This is a genomic window from Polyangiaceae bacterium, from assembly GCA_020633205.1.
In the GTDB taxonomy this organism is placed as follows: Bacteria; Myxococcota_A; Polyangia; order Polyangiales; family Polyangiaceae; genus JAHBVY01.
On sequence record JACKEB010000013.1, the window covers coordinates 689,986 to 709,592 of the forward strand.

Genomic DNA, 19,607 nt, shown 5'->3' on the forward strand with positions numbered 1-19,607 from the left:
TGCACTGTCGCCAGGCGCTGCAGAAAGTAAAAGTTTCGCCTTCTCGCGGCCCTCCGAGCGGTGGGTAACTCAGGGTGCGAAACAGCTTCCGCACCTGGGCTTTGAGTTGCCCAGGTTCACCCGCTGATTGGCTAGTGGTTCAGACCCCAGGTGACTCATGGCTGTCTTCGATTTCACGGACGAGTTTCAGCGTACAGTTGATCGGTGGGATGGAACCATTGGGCCACCCAGCGCAGAGAACCGAAAGCTGAATCGGATCCGAGTCTACAAGAACGGGTTCGTCGAGCACGTGCTCGCGAGTTCTCACCCGCTGCTGCCCGGAGTGTGGTTTGGCTGGGCAGTCGTTTATGGGGGCTTCCTCACCCTCTCATCAGCTCCCGGGCGCGGCGGCCGTGTTTGGCTCTTTGCAGGCGGCGTCCTGGGATTCAGCCTGCTCGAGTACCTGCTGCATCGCTTCGCGTTTCACTGGGATCCGGGCGATGATCGGCGCGCCAAGGTGCGGCTCTTCTTGATGCATGGGTTGCATCACGAGTTTCCAAACGACAAGCGACGACTGGTGGCTCCGCCGTTGATGAGCTGGCCGATTGCCGCCATCTTGTTCGCTCTGTACTGGCTGTTGCTTGATAGAAACAGCGCCTTCGTGCTCTTCGGTGGGACCTGCGCCGGCTACCTGGCATACGATTGGATCCACTACTACACCCACCATTTCCGTAGCCCGAAGACTCGCGTCGGCAAGCTCCTGCGTCGCGCCCACGCCGTGCATCACTTCAAGCTGCCGCTGCTCAACATGGGGATCAGCTCGCCGCTCTGGGACTGGGTGTTCGGCACGTTCGCCTGGTCGGAGGAGACGATGCGAGCCGCCCTTCGTGAGACGAAAGCCGCCGAGGCAGAGAGCGATGCGGCAGAACGCCGCGAACCGGCGCGAGCCGGGGTGGGGCGCTCAGGGGGCCATCGTTCGGCGGAGATCAGCTCCGCCGAGTGACCCAGCGCTAGGGAAAAGCACTTGGCGCCGCCAATCCACTCCGGCGCGCCGCGAGTGCCCGTGTATGCTGAGTGCATGCGCTGGCTGGCTCTTGTGCCGTGTTTGTTGGTCGTCGCCTGTGGCGGCGCTGGCGGGGGCGGCAACAGCGAACCGGCGACTCCCGAGGCGCCCAAGGCTCCGTCGAGTGAAGAACTCCCGGAAGAAGCTTCGCGGATCTACGAACAACTGGAGTCGTGTAAGACGGCCGTAAGCAACGCGGGGATCAGCCTTCGCTGTCAGGGCTTCGCGATTCAGCTGGGGCAAGTCGTGATTCAGGAGAACATCACCGACGAGGTGCTGCGCGAAACCGAGAGCATTGCCATCGGCGGCGTCGAGAAGTCCTGGGGGATCCCCGTGGAAAGGTTCCCAGTCGATCTGGGCGGCGTTCCCGCTACGAGCTTTCCCCCGCCTGACGCAGGCCACCCGGGAGGGCTTGCGGTATCGACTGCAGTTTCAGCTTCGAAAGTGCTGATCACGATGTGCCTCGGGCCGCCATGTCCGCGCTTGATGGGCCATGCGCCGTCGTTCTTCCAGGCCGTCGATCGCTTTCTCGATGAGCACCCACCCGCGCCCGCCGGCTGAGAGCAGGCAGCGGGCGAGCGCGTGTTGGTTGAGAGCTCAGCCGATCCAGGTGGCTCAGCTGACGAGGGCGTAGAGCAAGACTTGGCCGTCGGCGAGCAACGGTCCGGCGGCGCTCTGGAGCTCCTTCCAGGTCTTCACTTCGTCCGGAGCGTCTGCGGGGACCGGGAGGAAGTGCTGGGTCAGGAAGTAGTCCTTCGAGGTCGGAGAGCTTGACCAGGCGCGTACTGCCAGGTACTTGATGCCTGCGGCACGCGCTTCCTCGCGGATCTTATCCAGGATCGCGCTGCCGACGGGGTGCTCCTGGTAGTCGGGGTGTACGGCGAGCTCTTCGATGTAGCCCACGCCCGGCTCCTCGTCACGCCACGCTCCGTAGCCCGCGATGTGTTCATCTGCTTCCGCGACGCGCACGTTGTGCTTACGAGGGAGCTGAGCGATGTCTCGTAGACTGCGCACCGGCAGCGCCGCTTCCGTCACGCCGTGATGGTGGTGTTGGGCTTTGCAGAGCTGCTCTATCTCCAGCACTGGGTCGAGGTGAATGTCTTGGAGTCCAACGACACGGATCTTGGAAGGTGCAGGCGCTTCGTGCATGGCGCGAGTAAACCAGAGCGCGAGGCCGGTTGAAACCGTGAACCAGCGCGCCTCACCCCCAAACCCAAGGGGGCGAGCGTTCGCGCTTTCGCGGCCCTTGATCTCGCGCAATGGCTGCGTCATGCGATGGGTATGTGGGGGGAGAGGCGCAGTATCTCGGCGCGGCGGTGCAGGCTCTCGGCGCGGTGTGTCTCGGCACGGTCGCGAGTGTCTCGGGGCGGCGTGTGACGCGGCGCACCGTGCGGCTACTACCGGCACTCGCCGTGACGCTTGCCCTGTCCCTCTCGCACCGCGATGTACGGGCCGAAAGTGGCTGCGGCGACTTCGGTTCTCTCGGGGTCGTGCTGGCGAGCGCTGGTGCGTTTCTGGTTGGGAGTGTCGGCTCCGCCACCTCTGCCGGGGTACTTGCCGCGGGGAATGAAGACAAGGACTTCAGCTTCTTCAAAGGATTCGCCTACGGCGAGCTTGGGGTAGCTATCTACAGCGTGAGCTACCTCGCCTTGGACAACGCCCTTGGTTGCGCGATCGTGAACGATGCGGACGGCTACCCTTGGAGCGTGATGCTTGGCGGCGGGGTGGTGGGAGCGCTGGTTCCGCTGCTCGTGTATGCCGGCTCCGATTCCGTCCCTCAGGCGTCATCGAACCTTGCGCTAAAGCTCACTTTCTAAGCAGAGTCGCACGATGGACACCTTGGACGTCGCCTTTTGTCGGAGCCAGTTTCCCGCGCTCGCGACGGATTGGGCTTTGCTCGATAGCGCCGGTGGCAGTGTGACACCGCGTCAGGTGAGCGCGCGTGTCCGCGAGCACCTGGAGCGCCGCATGGTGCAACTTGGCGCCACTTACCCGCTCAGTGAGGAGTCCACACAGCAGGTCATGCACGGGCGCGTGGCCGCGGCGACTCTCGCTGGGTGTTCCCCCGAGGAAATGGTGCTCGGCGCTTCGACTACGCAGAACTTAGGGCTCTTGTCCCGGGCCATCCGTTTCGAGCCGGGTGACGAGGTCGTGGTCACGAACCTCGATCACGAGTCGAATATCGGGTGTTGGCGGAGGCTGGAGGCGAGGGGAGTGGTGGTGCGGGAATGGAAAGCGGCGGGCACCGCGACCGAACCCGAAGCCGTCAAGCTGCGCTTCGCAGAGCTCGCGCCATTGCTCAACGGGCGCACGCGCTGGGTGTGCTTCTCCCAGTGCTCGAACCTGGTTGGGGCGGTTCACGACGTCGCTGAGCTGACGGCGCAGATCCACGCTGCAGGTGCCAAGGTCTGTGTTGATGGGGTGGCCTACGCCCCGCACCGTCAGGTGGACGTCAAGGCCTGGGGCGTCGATGCGTACGCCTTCAGCCTCTACAAGACCTACGGGCCGCATCTCGGTGCGTTGTACATCGACCGAGAGCTTCAGGAAGAACTCGAACCCCAGAATCACTTCTTCATCGGAGATGAGGACCCTGCCTACCGCTTCATGCCCGGGGGCGTGAGCCACGAGCTCGCCGCAGGTTTACCTGGGATCCTCGAGTACCTGGAGTGTGTGTATCGGCACCACTTCCCTGAGGCACCGCTCGAGCCGACCGCCGCACGCCTCGCTCACGTGTTCGCGTTGTTTCAAGCGCATGAAGCCAAGCTCTCCGAGGTGCTGCTGGAAGCGCTGAGAGACTTGCCCGGAGTGCGCATCCTCGGACCAAGGCATGGGGAGCTGACGGTGCGGGCACCGACCATTGGCTTCTGGCGAGAAGGTCGCCAATCCAGCGGCGTGCCGCCATTGCTCGACGCGCGTCGGATCGCGATTCGCTGGGGACACTTCTACGCCCAGCGTCTGGTGTCTGCGCTGGGGCTGACGGAGATCGGCGGGGTGATTCGCGCGAGCTTCGTCCACTACAACACGCTGAGCGAAGCAGAGCGCCTCGCGGAGGCTTTGAGGGAACTCTTGGTATGAGCGAACTTCATGCAGATGCGAGCAAGCTCGTTGACTACGCCATTGCCTCGCGGCAAGAGCTTCGGGAGATTGCGGTGCGCCACGAGGCAGAGCGCCGGGTCGAGTCGACGCGTGTCGCCGAGCTAGAGGCTCGCGGTGCGTTCCGGCTGCTCGTGCCGAAGGAGCTTGGCGGTGGGGAGGTCAGGCCGCTGGACTTCGTTCGGCTGCTTGACGAGCTGGCGCAGGGTGATGCCGCCACGGCTTGGTGTGTCATGACAGGAGCGACCACCGGGCTCCTGAGTGCGTACATGCCCGAGGACGGGGCGCGTGAGATTTGGCAGCCTGGCAGCGTGACCGCTGGTGTGTTCGCGCCCATGGGAAAGGCCAAGGCAGTTGATGGGGGCTACGTTGTGAGCGGTCGCTGGCCGTTCGCGAGCGGCTGCGAGAACGCCAACTGGTGGATGGGCGGCGCGCGTTGCGAGAGCGGCTCCACGTTCGAGATGCTTAGCCTATTCTTCCCGTCCTCGGACGGCAGACGACATGACACGTGGTCGACACTCGGCTTGCGCGGCACTGGGAGTCACGACATTGAGGTGGAAGAGCTGTTCGTGCCCGCGCGTCGCGTCGCTCGGGTGCTCGGAGGACAGCCGAGGTATACGGGGCCGCTCTTTCGCTTTCCTTTGTTTGGCCTGCTGGCGGCCGGAGTCGCGGCGGTGGGACTCGGGATCGCGCGCGCCGCGCTCGAAGACTTCAAGCAACACATCATCGCGAAGCGCCTGCCAGGTGGCCGCAAGGCGAGTAGCCAAGGTCACCTACAGCTTGAGCTGGCGCGCGCGGAGGGGGAGCTCGAAGCCGGACGCGCGCTGCTCTACCAAACGTGCGACCAACTCTACTCTGCAGTGCAAGGCGATGCCGCACGGCAAGGCGACTTGATCTCGTCGTCCCAGCGCGCACAGCTTCGCCTCGCCGCCAACCAGGCCGTACGCGGAAGCAAGCGCGCCGTCGACACGATTCACGAAGCCGCAGGAGGCGCGGGCGTCTACACGCGTTCGCCGTTCGAGAAGCACCTGCGCGACATCCACACGCTGACGCAGCACGTGATGGTGCAAGCGGGCACTCTGCGCCAGGTGGGTGCGGTAATGCTCGACGAGCCCGTGGATACAGCACAGCTATAGGCGTAGTGGCCGTAACGGTCTGAGCCGCAAGCCCGGGAAAAACTGGGGATTTTTCCCCTCTGTAGGTCAGAGGAAGGCGTCGATCGTGGCGGAATTGCAGTGCGTTGTGTCGCTAAAGTCAGCTACGCTGACCTGTGTGCAAAGCGTCCCGTCAAGCGCTCAGCCGGTTACCGCATAGAAACGGTGGCCGGAATGGACGCCTGGCCGCGGACCAACGCGTTGGCGGAAACAACGACGCGGATCTGAGTCCGCGTCCCACATGCACCTAGCAAACTTCCGCCACTGACTAGTCAAGGGACTAGCCACCGCTATGCTTAAAACAGGTGCGAGGTGCGCCGTTGGCGTTTGTGGTGATTGAGCCGCGAGATTGTTGGGCGGCTGAGAACTCTCAACGCCGGCGGTGCCGGGAGGTTCGGAACGAGCTTGGAGCCGCTGGCAATCATCGAACGCTACGCGATCTACGAGAGTATCGGTCGCGGGGGCATGGCCACCATCCACTTGGCTCGCCAACTGGGAGGTGCCGGCTTCAGTCGCACGGTCGCCATCAAGCGACTCCACCCGCACATCGCCGTTCAAGAGCAGTTCGTGCGCATGATGCTCGACGAGGCGCACCTTGCGTCGCGAGTCGAGCACCCGAACGTCGTGCGCGTGCTCGACGTGGTTGAGGGTGACGCCGAGCTCTTCATGGTTCAGGAGTACGCGCACGCGCTGCCCGTCTCTACCCTCGCCGCAGCGGCGATTCGCTCTGGCGAAGGCGTGCCGCCTCCGGTCGCCATCCACATCTTGATCGGCGTGTTGCGCGGCCTGCACGCTGCGCACACGGCGACGGGCTCGCTGGGTGAGCCACTGAACATCGTGCATCGAGATGTTTCGCCGCAGAACGTGTTGGTCGGGCCTGCTGGTGTGCCTCAAGTGGTGGACTTCGGCGTTGCGAAGGCCAGCCGGCGCTTGCAGACGACGCAGCAAGGAGAAATCAAAGGCAAGCTGCGCTACATGGCGCCGGAGCAGCTGCTCTGCAAACCGGTGACTCAGCAGGCGGATGTGTACTCCGCCGCCGTGATGCTGTGGGAGCTACTCGTCGGCAAGCGGCTGTTCGACGCGGACTCGCCGACAGACATCAGCTATCAGAAGCTTCAAGCCGACGTACCCGCTCCGAGTTCGCTCCGCCCGATTCTCCCCCCGGCGCTCGATGCGATCGTGCTCAAAGGCCTGGATCGAGAACCCGAGAAGCGATACCGCACGGCAAAGCGCTTCGCTGACGCGCTTCAGTCGTTCGTTACGAAGCGGCCCGCACTGGCAGTGACTCCTGATCAGGTCGGGGCGTGGGCCGTGCGCTGGGGTGGAGAGGCTTTCAGCGAGCGCGAACGACTCGTGCGGGAGGTCGAGGGCGCTGTGGCTCCCCAAGTCCGCAACGCTCCGTCTTCCACGAAGATCGCCTTCGAGCGTGACTCCCTGCCAGACGACAGCGACGTGCTTGCCGCGGCCGAGATGCAGAAGTCGGAGGCTGAACCAAGTCAGACCATGCGAGGCACCTCGGCGCCCGGAACACTGCGAGCGCCGCTGGCGCGCCCTCGTCGACTGCCGCGCTACCTTGCGGCCGCGGCGGTGTTGCTGGTTGGCGTCGGGTTGGTTAGCCGACTGAAGCGCGGCGATGGCGCCGCCGAGCCCGAGGTCACCGCGACGCAACCCGCGGCAGCTCTAGCGGCGCCGGCAAAGGAGCCTAGCTGCCCAAGTGGTATGCTCCAGGTTAGCAGCAGCAAGCTCTTCTTGGGTTGGGGGGGAGAGGACGCTGCGCCATCCGAAAGACCCCAAGTTCAAGTGCAAGTCGAGCAGTTCTGTATCGATCGCACCGAGGTCAGCGTCGCGGCCTACAAGGCTTGCTCCGATAAGGGCGAGTGTTCGCGGGTTTTCCCGGAGCCCGATCTCGAGGGCGCGTCGAAGCGGGAACGCATCCTGCTCGGCAAGCTGTGCAACACCGAGCGCTCGGACCACTCCGATCATCCCATCTCGTGCGTGGATTGGTCTCAGGCGTCAGCCTACTGCAAGGCGCAGGACAAGCGTTTGCCCTCGTCGGCGGAGTGGGAGCTTGCGGCTCGGGGCTCTGACGGTCGGGCGTATCCCTGGGGTGATGAACTCGGAGAGGCGCGCGCCAACGCCTGCGGAGCCGAGTGCTATGCGTGGTCGCGGACGCAGGGGCTGCGGTTGCCGATGGCCTTTGCGGCGGACGACGGATTTGCTGCCACGGCGCCTGTTGCCTCGTTCGGAAGTTCCGCGGCTCCAAGCGGTGCTCTCAACATGGCAGGCAACGTCGCGGAGTGGGTCGATGACTGGTATGCCTCCCGCGGCCCAGACGCTGCTGACGATGTTGCCGGGAGGAAGCGGGAAGTCCGCGGCGGGCACTTCCTTGGCGCGGCGGGAGAGCTACGCGCTTCGGCGCGTGACGCGAAGCCCCCAAGCGAACGGAGCCCGAAGATCGGCTTTCGCTGCGCCGCGGATTTGAAATAGCTGCGCTGCGGATTTGAAATAGCTGCGCTGCGAATTTGAAACAGCCGCGCCTCGTACGTTCGTTGGTGGGAGGACCTTCCCATCCGCTGTTCGTCGATTCAGAGACGCCGTGGCGCGGGGCACCCGGCACCGCCGGGGCCAACCATTCAGCTGGTTATGGCCTGGAATCTTCCGCTTGAATCGCAAGATTCGATCAGATTCCTTTTGCACCGGAACCGTGGAACTCTGAGCTGGGCGTCGTGTCCCATGCGCTCCAGAAACCGGGCGCTGCGGAACGCGGGGCCTCGGGGTGCAGTGTTCGTTGGTGGTTCGCCCAGCAGCGAACTTCGTCCGGGCCGCGAGTGTGGCGGCACGAGCTGAGGAGTCGTTGATGCGTTGGATGTCGTTGGTGGTTGTTGGGGTAGCGCTGAGTTCCATGGGCTGCGCGGCGAAGCAAAAGAGCGCAGCTCAGCCGGTGCTGCCGCTCACCACGGTGAGGCTCTACGAAACTGGAGTCGGATACTTCGAGCGCGCGGGTACGCTCGAAGGAGGCACGGACACTTTGCCAGTGCCAGCTTCCCACGTCGACGACGCCCTCAAGACGCTCATTGTCATGACCAACGGCGGGAAGGCGCAGGTCTCTGCGGTCGAGTTCGACAGTGTCATGAGCCGGGGTCTGGCCCGCTCCCTGGCCGCTTTGCCCCTCGAGTCGGACTCGCCCGTTACCTACGAGGATGTGTTGAACAGCCTCAAGGGCGTCGAACTCGAGGTCGTGAGCGCCAACAAATCAGTGCGGGGCAAGCTCGTTGAAGTAACCAAAGCTCCGCCGGTGCCCATCGACGTGTTGGAGGAGACCAGCAAGACGGCGGACTCCAAGCCGGCGGAGCCGCGTTACCTCCCGGATACAGAAAACGACCACTACCTGACCTTGCTCAGCGAAGACGGCACCTTGAGGCGGTTCCGCGCTTCTCAAGTTGCCTCGGTGCGCCCAACGGACCCGATCTTGGCTGCCCGTTTGGGCTCCGCGGCGGGGGCGCTCTCCGGACGCGCCGCCCAGATCCAACGTGGGCTCCGGGTGCTTGCGACGGAGGCAGTGCCCGTCCGCTTGGGCTACATCGCAGAAACGCCTGTGTGGCGCTCTACGTACCGCCTGGTGTTGGAGCCCGAGTCACGGAACGCCAAGATCCAGGGCTGGGCGCTGATTCACAATGACACCGACGAGCGCTGGAAGAACGTGCAGGTCGAGCTCGTCAATGGGCGTCCAGACTCGTTCTTGTTCCCGCTGTCGGCGCCGCGTTACTCCAGGCGTCCGCTGGCGGAGCCCCCGGAGAAGCTGTCGACCGTGCCGCAGCTGGCGGATCAAACTCCCGATCAAATCTGGGGCGACAACATCGAGACCTCTGGGGGCACCGGGACCGGGTATGGCTACGGCTCAGGCCATGGTCGCTTGGGCGGGAGTCATCGCACGCGCGCGCCAAAGGTTCGCATGGGCATGGCCTCGGTGACCGGCGGTGAGAGCGACGAGATCAGCATTGGCAATCTCGCGGACGTGGCGCAGTCCACGGGCGTCGAAGCAGGCGCGCTTTTCTCCTACCGCCTGGCAAACAAGCTGCAGCTGAGACCGCACGGTTCCGCCTTGGTACCCTTCACGTCTCAAGCGGTGGAGGCACGTCGGCTCACCTGGTTCGACGACGCGGGAAGTGCGGGCAGCGGTAACAGCTATGGGCGCAGCGGTGTTCGCCTCACCAATACCAGCGGTCAGACGCTGCCGGCCGGCCCCGTGTCCATCTACGAGAGGTCAGGTTTCAGCGGGGAAACGGGGATCCCGCGGTTGAAGCCCAAGGAACGCGCGTTCATGAATTTCGGTGTCGATCTCGATGTCGAACTCGAGTTCGACCCAGAGTTCCGTTCAAAACCGGTCGAGGACCTGAAGAAGGTGCGCTTTGAGAACGGCGTGATGATTGAGCACTACGTCCGCCGGAGCGAGGCCGCGTACGTCGTCACCAACCGCAGCGGCGCACCTCGGGACGTCTACTTGGTGTTGAACATCGTCAAGAACTCCAAGGTCCAAGGCGCTGACGAGCTCGACTTCGACCTGGAGAGCGACAAACCGCTCGCCGTGTTCGCGGCCAAGGCGAAGTCCAAGAGTGAGCGCAAGGTAGTGATCGAACAGGCGCTCCAGCGAAACACGCCGCTCTACAACCTGGACGTGGACGGCATGAAGGAGCTCGCGAAGAAGCCCGAACTCTCCGAACCTGAACGGAAGATCCTCGGCGAGGCGGTAGTGCTCTTGGATTTGGTCGAGAAGGCCAACACTGCGCTAGGCGACGCCAACAAGGAGGTCGAACGTATCCAAGGCGACCTGGAGCGGATGCGCGAGCACCTGAAGGCGCTGGGCGACAAGAGCGGTTCTCCCGCTGGGGCGAACCCAATCGTCACCCGCATCCTGGAGCTGGAGGACCGCCTCTCGAAGCAGCGACGCACCGTGGAGAGCCTGGAGGAAACCCTCGAGCAGAAGCGTGACGACGTGAAGAAAAAGCTAGAGACGCTAGGGGAAGACACGCCGCCCGCGTCGCCCGCACCGGCTGCCCAGCCTGTGCCTAAGCCTTGACCCTCACCCCCGAACCCGGAGCCAGCACCGAGCGGCGGAATCAATCCCTCGGTGACTGGTGACCTCGGGCAGCGGCCGTCCGCATTGCTCTCGCAAATCCGTGGATGTGCTCAGCATTTACCCCTAGTCCCCCGGCTTTCTCGGATATCGTATCGCCCCCAGCGTGAGCCTTGAGCGGACTTGTTCAGGAGTCCCCGAACGGCCCCCGCTGGGCGGGGATACAGCAATGAACGAGGAAGCGAAGCAGCTCATCACCTTGCTCGAGTCGAGCTTGATGATGAACCCCAAGGACCCGGTCAAGCGCTACCGACTGGGACACGCCTATCACAAGAACGGGGAACTCGAGAAAGCTGCTCAGCAGTATCAGAAGACCGTCGGGCTCCAACCGGATCACTTCCTCGCACACTACAACCTCGGGCTGGTCAAGCGGGAGCAAGGCGAACTCGAGGTTGCCCTCGAAGCGCTGATCCGCGCGGCAGAGCTCAAGCCGGAGAGCGCAGACGCCCAGCAAGCTTTGGGTGACACGGCTCTGGGCATGAAACGCTTCGAGGTTGCCGCGCCCGCGCTGCAGGCGTTGGCGAAGCTCAACCCGGAGCACCCCGACGCAGCGCTGCGCGGGGGCGACGCCTACGTGGAAATCGCCGAGTGGGCTGGCGCCGTGGATTGCTACGAGCGCGCGCTGAAGGTCGCCCAGGACGACCCTTCGGTGATGCTACGCCTCGGTCGAGCCTACGTCGCAACGGAAGCCTGGGAGGCGGCCCAGCGCACGTTGCGCGAACAAACCAAGTTGGTGCCCAAAGAAGCCGCGGGTTTCAAGCTGCTCGGAAAGGCCTCTGCAGAGCTCGGCGAGCTGCAGAACTCCATCGATGCCTACCGCGAAGCGCTCGAGCTGGATCCGGAGTACGTGGAGGGACACTGCGCCATTGCGCGGACCTACGCGGCCGCCGAGCAGTACCCAGCCGCCGCAAACGCTTTCCGTGTGGCACTGCGCTTCCTACCGAAGGACGCGGCGATTCACTACGAGCTCGGTGTTGTCTTGGTCAAGCTCGAGAAGCATGAGGAGGCGATCGAGAGCCTGGAGCGCAGCATTGGCCTGGAGCCCGAGCGAGCCCTGGCGTTCGCCTTCTTGGGCGACGCGCAACGGGCGCTCGATCAGAACGCAGAGGCGCGTAAGTCCTACCGCGAGTGTGTTCGCCTCGACGCGACGCTGGTGCGCGCGAGCCGCTCTCTGGCCGGCGTTTGTCTCGAGCTTGGCCTCAAAGACGAGGCCATCGAAGCGTTCAAGCACGTGGTGCAGCTCGAGAAGGACGACGCTCACGCGCACCTCTCCTTGGCTGACCTCTACTTGAACGCGGGCCGCGATGCGGAGGCCGCCGGCTCTCTGCAGGAAGCCTTGCGGCTCATGCCCGACGACGAGGGCGTTCTCGCGCAGGTGGGAGCCGTGCTGGTTCGCCTCGGGCGCGGGGAAGAGGCCAACCCGTTGCTCCTGAAAGCCTCCCGCCTGCTGCCCAAGGACGCGAGCGTGCGTCTGAACCTAGGCATGGCGTATAATCAGGCGGAAAAGTGGGAGCTGGCAAAGCAGGCGCTCACCAAGGCACTCGAGCTCGCCGAAGCGGCAGGCTCGGAGGGAGTCGAAGAGTATCGCGCGCCGTTCTCGGCGGCGCTCGCTCGGCGCGAGCTCGGTAAGGCGTGTCGCGCACAAGGCGACACGAAGGAGGCTGTGGAAGCGTTCGAGATCGCCCTGCAGCTCGATCCCACGTACACCGACTTGTGGCAGGGGCTGGGGGAGCTGCGTGCAGAGCTCTCAGACCCTGCAGGCGCCGCCGAGGCGTACTATCGCGCAGCAGAAGCTTTCCCTGCGGATCTAGATGTTCAGCGCGTCTCCGGCAAGGTGCTCCAGGGAGTCGGTCGTCACGCCGACGCAGTGGAAGTGCTCCGCCGGGTCGCGGACGTGGAGGAAGACGACTACCGCACCCTCGGCGCCCTCGGCCGCTCCCTGAACCAGCTAGAGCGCTGGACCGACGCGCGCGCCGTGTTGAAGGAAGCGGTGCGACTGCGCCCCGATATGGGCGAGGCGCTCAAAGAGCTGGGGCGCGCCGCCACCGAGCTGGGTGAAACGGACGAGGCACTGGACGCGCTGCAGCGCGCGCTGGAAATTGACCCCGACTACGCTCCAGGTCAGGTACTGGTCGGGCGTATCCTCGCGGAACGAGAGCAGTACGCCAAGGCGCTGGAAGCATTCGAGCTGGCCGAAAAGGTGTTCAACGAACGGTCGAACTCCGAGGATGAGGCCATCGCCACCGCGGGTCATCACGACCTGGTTGGGTTGCAGCCGCACCTCGGCCGCGTGCGGCTGGTGCTCAAACAGTTCGAGCCGGCTTCCCGTAGCTTGCGGGTTGCGACGAAGACGGCACCCAAGGACGCCGACCTGGCGCTGTGTCTGGGCCAGGCACTCCTCGGCTTGGAGGACCAGCACGCTGCGCGCCTTGCGCTCGAGGAGGCCGCGCGTCTCGATGCGAGCAGCGAGAATAATCGCGGGGAAATCTACAAGCTGCTCGGTCCGGTGTGCCGCGCTGCGGGCGACGCGACCGCCGCGGAGGCGGCGTTCAGGCGGGCGACGGAGCTCGAGCCGGATTGTCTCGAGGCGCAGGTCGCCCTGGGTGAGCTCTTGGACGCGCGCGGCGCCGACGCTGAGGCGGTGCAGGCTTTTGAAGCAGCCGTCGGGCTAGCGCCTCAAGAGGCCAAGCTCTACGCGGCGCTCGGTGGGAGCTTGCAAAAGCTCGGTCGCTTCGAAGAGAGCGCGGAGCGCTTCGCGGAGGCTGTGAAGTTCGGGGCCGGAGATCCGGACATCTTGCTCAGCCTGGGCATCGGCTACTTCAAGACACGGCGCTGGGCCGAAGCCAAGCAAGCCCTACAAGAGAGTTTGCGGCTACGGGGAGACTCCCTCGAGTGTACTCAGTACCTCGCGGATACGCTTGCGGAGTTGGGGGAGGGGCCCGCCGCGGCCGACTTGTTCCAGCAAGCGGTCGTACTGGACCCGAAGTTTGGGCGGGGCTATGAGCGCCTCGCGGAACTCCGCATCGCCCAAGGGCAGGACGAGGCTGCGGCGGCTGCGCTGACGCCACTCCTCGACCTTGAGCCCCCCACAGCCAAGCGCTGGGCCCTGCTCGGTGGGTGTCGCATACGACTTGGGCAGTTCTCCGACGCGGTGAAGGCCTACGAAGCGGCCGTCATGCTACCGAACGCTGGCGGTGATGAAGCTGGCGAGCTGTACGTTTCTCTGGGGGAGGCGCGGCTTGCGGCAGGCCAACCTCAGGAGGCGCGGGACGCCTTCGATACGGCGGTCAAGTACGCTCCTGAATCGGTGCCCGCTCGCGCTGGTTTGGGACGTACCTCAGAAGCGTGTGGCTTGCTGGGCGCAGCGATCCAGGCCTACCGCGCCGCCGCGGAGCGAGACCCAAGCTTGCTCGAGGCTCAGCTTGCCCTCGGCCGGTTGTATGTCGCGACGGAGCAGGACGCGGAGGCGGTGCGTGCTCTCGAGGCGGGGGTGCGAGCGCTACCCGAGCGGCCAGACCTGCACGTGAGTTTGGGCAACGTCTTGTTGAACCTCGGCCGACCGGAGGAGGCGCAACAAAGCTTCAAGCGCGCGTTGCAGTACGCGCCCGACGACGCCCCGGCGTTCTTTGGTTTGGGAAGAGCTGAAGCCGCGCGGAAATCTTGGGCGGAAGCCAGGCAGGCGCTGCGGCAGTCCGTGCGTATCGCACCCGACCAGGCAGACTCGCAAGCTCTGCTGGGCGACGTGGAGCGTGAACTCGGCAACACTGATGACGCGATCGCCGCCTACCGCCGCTGCGTGGAGCTCGATCCCAATCGCGGCGCGGTGCATCTCGGCCTGGGCAAGGTCTTCGTCGACTTGGGGCGCCATGAGGAGGCCGTCACGTGCTTCGAACAGGCTTCGCGTGTGTCGCCCGACGACGCGGGCATTCTGGAGACCTGGGCTGAACTCCTGAAAAAACTCGGTCGCGATGAAGAGCTGAGCGCCGTGTTGGCCAAGGCCGCCGCGCTCGCGCCCAATGACCCTGGGGCGCTGGAGAAGCTGGCGTTGCTCCAGATGGAGCGCGGCGCCTTCGCAGAGGCGCGTGACTCCTTGGAGCGACTCATCCGCCTGGCGCCAGACAGCGCCCTCGCCCATCGTCTGCTCGGGAGCGCGCTGTGGCAGCTCAGAGGCACAGGGGACGACGACACGGCGCTCATCAGCGTCACTGAGCGAGCTGTAGAGCTGGACCCCGGGTTAGCCGAAGGGTGGCAGCGGCTTGGTGATGTGTACGGAGCCAAGCGCGACGCGAAGAACGTCGTGCGCTGCATGCTGCAGCTCACCCGACTCCAACCGAACGCTGCTCAAGCCTGGCTGAAGCTTGGCCGGGCGCAGCTCCAGCTGGATAACGCCGGCGATGCGGCTAGTGCCTTCGAGCGCGCGGCGAGCGGTGTCGATGACGCCAGTTTCCATGCGGATTGGGGGCGCGCGTTGCTCCTTTCGAGTGACAAGGCGCGGGCGACGCAGCATTTCGAGCGTTGTTTGGAGCTGGATCCCGCTCATGCCGCTGTCGTTCGACCGTTGGCATTCTGCTACGTTGAGCGCGCAGCTTGGGACAAGGCGGCTCCCCTGCTGCAACGCCTCGTGGGGGCAGGGGAGGGCGATGTGGACGTCCAGCGTGCGCTCGCTCAGGCCCAGCAGGAACTGGGACAGGAAGGGGATGCGCTCGCGGCGCTGCAGGCCGTGGTGGCCGAGTCGCCTGAAGACCTGGCGGCATTGAAGAGCCTCGCCGAGGTGGCGGAGCGCCAGGGACAGCTTGAGCTGGCCGCGAGGAGCTTCGGTGATTGGTCGACGAAGCAACCAAGCGCTCTCGATGCTCTGCTTGGCGCCGGGCGTTGCTTGTCCGCCCTCGAGCGCTTCGAAGAAGCTCGGGCGTACCTGGATCGCTACGTCGAGCAGAAGCAGGACAACGCCGAAGCCTACAAGCTACTCGGTGAGGCTTGCGTCAAGCTGAAGGACCCAGACGGCAGTATTGCCGCATTGAAACAAGCGATTACTCTGGACCCGACCTTTCACTCCGGCGCGTCCGTGCTCGGTAGGTTGCTGGTGCGCCTGGGTAGAGACGAAGAGGCGCTTCCGTACCTGCGTCAAACCGTAGAGGCGCGCCCGGACCAGTTGGCCCTGCATGTCACGCTGGCGGGTGCTCTCGAGCGCTTGGGCAACGACACGGAAGCGGCGAGCGCGTATGAGCGCGCGGTCGCGTTGCGTCCGGAGGACCCGAATCTGCTTTCCTCGCTGGGGCTCGCTCGGCACCGCCTTGGAGACTCGAGCGGCGCGTCCGACGCCTTGGAGCGCGCGATTCGCCTTGGCGCCGATGACCCTGGGTTGAAGCTCAAGTTGGCAGACGCGCTCTTCAGCCTCCAGCGTTGGGGCGAGGTGAAGTCCAATCTGGGTGAAGCGAGCGCGGTGGCAGACGCGCGAGCCGCGAAGCAGCTGGCGCAAGCGCTAGATAACCTCGGGGAGACGCGTCCTGCATTCGAAGCCTACGCGCGCGCGCTGGAGCTCGACGCTGCCTTCGCCCCCGCGCACCCCGCCATGGCTCGCCTCGCTGTGGCCCTCGGCGAAGACGGCAAGGCCGCGGTCGCCTTCAACAAGGCGCTACGTGAGGCACCGAGCGACGAACTTCGGCGCGGATACGCCGACGCTCTGGAGCGCCTTGGGCGCCAATCGGAGCTCGAGCACGTGCTGAGCGAGCTGGTGCAGGCTCACCCGCAGGAGGCGGCGCTGTGGCGTCGCCTCGCTGGAGCGCGCGGTGAGCTGAACCAGGTAGCGCCGGCCGCTCAAGCGCTGACCCAGCTCGTCAGTCTCGAGCCGGATGATGTTACCGCGTGGAAGCAACTCGCTGTGCTACGGGCGTCGGCGGAGCTGGCTTCCGTAACGGGCGACGCGGGCTTGCTTGAAGCCAACGCGCAGGTGGTTCGGTTGGAGCCGACGAATGCCGCCGCTCAAGCGGTGGTTGGTCGCCTGCGCGCTCAGGCGGGGGAGTGGCAGCCTGCGCGTGCAGCGCTCGACGTCGCTGCGCCCGCGCTCGGCAACGACGCAGAGCTGTGGGGCCTGCTGGCAGATAGCTGTGAAGCGCTTGGGGACGCAGCGGCGGCGGCGCTCGCACTCGAGAAGCGCGTGGCGTTGGTGGACGCGGATGTGGACAGCTGGCGCAAGCTCGGGGCCCACTACCGCCAGCTGGGGCGCACCGCAGACGCAGCGCAGGCGATGAAACGCGTGGATGAGCTGGGCGGCAGCTCGCCTCAAGCTGCCCTCGAGCTCGGCGCCGTGTACCAGGAGCAAGGCCTCGCGCGTGAGGCGATGCAGTCCTTCATGAAGGCGATGAATGGCGCCCCGGCGGACATGCAGATCCGCTTTCAAGTGGGCTTGCGCCTCGGGGCGCTAGGGGAGCATCGCCAGGCTTTTGAAGCTTTCCGTAAGGTAACGATTGTCGAGCCGAAGAACGCGGCGGCATTTTTCGAGCTGGGAAATAGCGCCGCGGAGCTGGGTGAGTACCCTGAAGCGATCGAGGCTTACTACGCTGCGACCGAGGTCCAACCTGACTTTCCGGCGGCGCACCGTGCGATGGGACTTTGCCGAGCGCGCTTGGGCCACGCCGCAGCGGCGCTGGATGCGTTGGAAACGGCCTTGAACGCCAACCCGGACGATCCCGAGACCAACTTGAGGCTCGGGGAGTGCCTGGCGGCCGTCGGTCGCCACGGGGACGCGTTGCCGAAGCTCAAGCGAGCGACGGAGCTCTTGCCAGACGAAGCAGACGCCTTCCTCGCATACGGCTACGTGCTGATCGCGGTTGGGCGCCAAGGTGAGGCCGTTGACGTCCTGCGGCGCGCTAGTGAGCTGCGACCCGAGCACGCCGAGACGTGGGCGCAGCTCGCGACGGCCTATGAGCGCATCAATCCGGACGACGCGATGGCCTGCTTGCAGCGCGCGGCGGAGCTCGATGATCAGAATCCCGAGCTGCAGAAGCGCCTCGGGATCCTGTGCACCGGGATGGGGCAGGCCGATCAAGCGATTGCTGCCTTGGAGCGCGCTGAACAGCTGTCCGACGACCTGGAGGTGATCCGCTTGCTCGGGATCAGCCTCGCACGCGCTGGTCGTCATGCGGACGCCGTCTCACGCTTCGAACGTTTGGTGGCCACGCAGCCAACGGACGCGCTTGCGCTCGTGCTGGCGGCAACCTCTCAGAACGAGCTAGAAGCCTACGCTGATGCGAAGGAGAGCGCAGAGCGCGCCCTGGGTGTTGCTCACGACAACGCTGAGGCACATTTCCAGCTCGGTCGCGCGCTGGAGGGCGAGCGCGACGTCCAAGGCGCCAGGACGGCCTACGCACAGGCCACGGCCGCGGATCCCCGTCACGCTGCCGCATATTTCCATGTGGCAAAGTGCGATTTGGCGCTGAAGAACTTCGCCGGCGCCGAAGCAGCGGGGCGCGCCTTCGTGGAGCTGCAACCGGAAGACGGAGCGGGCTACTATCAGCTGGCGATTGCGGAGCTGGCGCAAGGCAAGAACGACGAGGCGCTTGGGAGTTTCGAGCGCTCCGTGCAGCTCGACCCCAAAAACGCGAACGCGCTCATGCGCTTGGGCGCGTTGTACATCAAGCTCAAGCGCCTCGACGACGCGGTGAGCGCTCTCGCGAAATCTGTCGCGCTGGACCCCACGTCGGAAAAGGGTCTGCAGCTCTTGAGTGACCTGTGTCGACGCACGCAACGCTTGGATCAGCTGATCCAGGCGCTCGAGCGAGCGAAGGCTGCCCACGTGAGCGCAGCGGTGCTGTGTCGGCTCGGCGAGGCGCACAGCGACCGCGGTGAAGCGGGGACCGCGCTCGACTTGTTCCGACAGGCCGTGAACCTCGAACCCGAGCGCATCGAAGCTCAACGCTTGTTTGGCTACAGTGCCTCCGCGGCAGAGCAGCATGAGCAGGCGGTGGACGCCTTGCAGGTGGTGACCCAGAGCGCGGACGTGAACGCCCACGACTGGTACTGCCTCGCGGTGAGTCTGCGAGCACTCGGCTACATCGGCGACGCGACCACCGCGGCGCAGCACTGTCTGGCTATCGACGCCTCACGTAGCGACGCCCAGCTGCTGCTGGCAGACACGGCCGCGGAGGCGGGCGATCACGCGGTCGCGGCCGAGGCCTACCGGGCAGCGGTGGAGTCGGGGCTGGCGGACTCCGGCGTTTACCAGGCGCTTGCGCAAGCTGAGTTTGGCGCAGGGAACGCTGCGGGCGCAGTCGCTGCGCTCAAGGCCGCGCTGGAGCTAAGTCCAGAATCCGACGAGTTGATCGATCAGCTTGCTCAGGCGAGTGAAGAGGCTGGCGACCATGAAGGCTCCGTCTTCGCGCTGAGCAAGCTCCTGAAGAAGGAGCCTTCCGCGGAGGGCTACCACCGCCTGGGCGTCGCCTATCAGCGAATGGGGCGCCACGACGAGAGCGCAGCGGCCTTCAAGCGTTGTCTCCGTATGGATCCAGACCACGCTCACGCGCAGTACGCCCTCGGGGCTGCGCTGATGCATACCGGGCGCACGGAAGAGGCGATCGCCGCCTGGGAGAAGTCTACGGAGTTCTCTCCCGATGACGCGTCGTTGTTCGCGGCCCTCGGCTTTGGCTACCTGAAGGTGGGGCGCACGGACGAAGGCGCGGCGGCCTGCCTCAAGGCGGTTGAGCTGGGGCTCGACGACGTCAGCACGCTGCTGCAGCTGGCCCGCCTCTTCGAGCGACTGAAGCGCCTGGACAATGCGGTCGTCGCTTACGACCGCGTCGTCCAGCTCGACCCCGATCGGGCCGAAGCCCACGTACAGCTTGCCTTGGCGCTCACGGAACTCGGGGAGCACCAGCGCGCGGTGGATGCGTACCAGGAGGCGTTGCTCCTCGAGCCGGACAACGCTCGGCTGCGGTATGGCCTCGGCGTCGGGTACGCAAACTTGGGTCACAACGATGCCGCGCGAAAGCAGCATGAAGCGCTTCAAGCCTTGGACGCAAACCTCGCGGACGAGCTGCTGTTCGTGATCGAGAGCTAGTGGGCAGGTCAATGAACTACACGAGAGTTGGACTTCCTTGAGAGCTCAAGCGCTTCGCTGGGCCGCTTTGGCGCTCTTGCTTTGTGGTGGGTGCAAGGACAAGGGCAAAACGACGCCCGCGCCTTCAAG

The 19,607-nt window shown here is 65.2% G+C and carries 9 protein-coding genes; 8 read left to right on the forward strand and 1 reads right to left on the reverse strand.

What is annotated here, in order from left to right:
* The first annotated feature begins 157 nt into the window (after nucleotides 1-157).
* Entirely contained in the window at nucleotides 158-982 is an 825-nt protein-coding gene (locus H6718_19300; protein MCB9587557.1) for a sterol desaturase family protein, read from the forward strand.
* Nucleotides 983-1,057: 75 nt separating this feature from the next.
* Nucleotides 1,058-1,603: a hypothetical protein gene (locus tag H6718_19305; protein ID MCB9587558.1), complete on the forward strand. Its 546-nt coding sequence runs from the start codon at nucleotides 1,058-1,060 to the stop codon at nucleotides 1,601-1,603.
* Nucleotides 1,604-1,657: 54 nt separating this feature from the next.
* On the opposite strand, the gene H6718_19310 is transcribed toward H6718_19305, so the two are convergent.
* Entirely contained in the window at nucleotides 1,658-2,314 is a 657-nt protein-coding gene (locus tag H6718_19310; protein ID MCB9587559.1) for a GNAT family N-acetyltransferase, read from the reverse strand.
* On the opposite strand from H6718_19310, the gene H6718_19315 reads away from it, so the two are divergent.
* The 6 genes from H6718_19315 to H6718_19340 all read left to right on the forward strand — a co-directional run bounded on the left by H6718_19315 (nucleotide 2,302) and on the right by H6718_19340 (nucleotide 19,478).
* The gene (locus H6718_19315) at nucleotides 2,302-2,859 is read left to right on the forward strand and encodes a hypothetical protein (protein ID MCB9587560.1); all 558 of its coding nucleotides are present in this window, start codon (nucleotides 2,302-2,304) and stop codon (nucleotides 2,857-2,859) included. The genes H6718_19310 and H6718_19315 overlap by 13 nt on opposite strands.
* Nucleotides 2,860-2,872: 13 nt before the next feature.
* Nucleotides 2,873-4,117: an aminotransferase class V-fold PLP-dependent enzyme gene (locus H6718_19320; protein MCB9587561.1), complete on the forward strand. Its 1,245-nt coding sequence runs from the start codon at nucleotides 2,873-2,875 to the stop codon at nucleotides 4,115-4,117.
* Nucleotides 4,114-5,271 carry an acyl-CoA dehydrogenase family protein gene (locus tag H6718_19325; protein ID MCB9587562.1) on the forward strand — a complete coding sequence of 386 codons (1,158 nt, stop codon included), beginning with the start codon at nucleotides 4,114-4,116 and terminating at the stop codon, nucleotides 5,269-5,271. Before H6718_19320 ends, H6718_19325 begins: the two co-directional genes overlap by 4 nt.
* A gap of 423 nt (nucleotides 5,272-5,694) precedes the next feature.
* Nucleotides 5,695-7,776: an SUMF1/EgtB/PvdO family nonheme iron enzyme gene (locus tag H6718_19330; GenBank protein MCB9587563.1), complete on the forward strand. Its 2,082-nt coding sequence runs from the start codon at nucleotides 5,695-5,697 to the stop codon at nucleotides 7,774-7,776.
* A gap of 370 nt (nucleotides 7,777-8,146) precedes the next feature.
* A complete protein-coding gene (locus H6718_19335; protein MCB9587564.1) occupies nucleotides 8,147-10,366 on the forward strand; it encodes a hypothetical protein in 2,220 nt (739 codons plus the stop codon).
* A 226-nt stretch (nucleotides 10,367-10,592) separates the two neighbouring features.
* The gene (locus H6718_19340; GenBank protein ID MCB9587565.1) at nucleotides 10,593-19,478 is read left to right on the forward strand and encodes a tetratricopeptide repeat protein; all 8,886 of its coding nucleotides are present in this window, start codon (nucleotides 10,593-10,595) and stop codon (nucleotides 19,476-19,478) included.
* The last annotated feature ends 129 nt before the right edge of the window (nucleotides 19,479-19,607 follow it).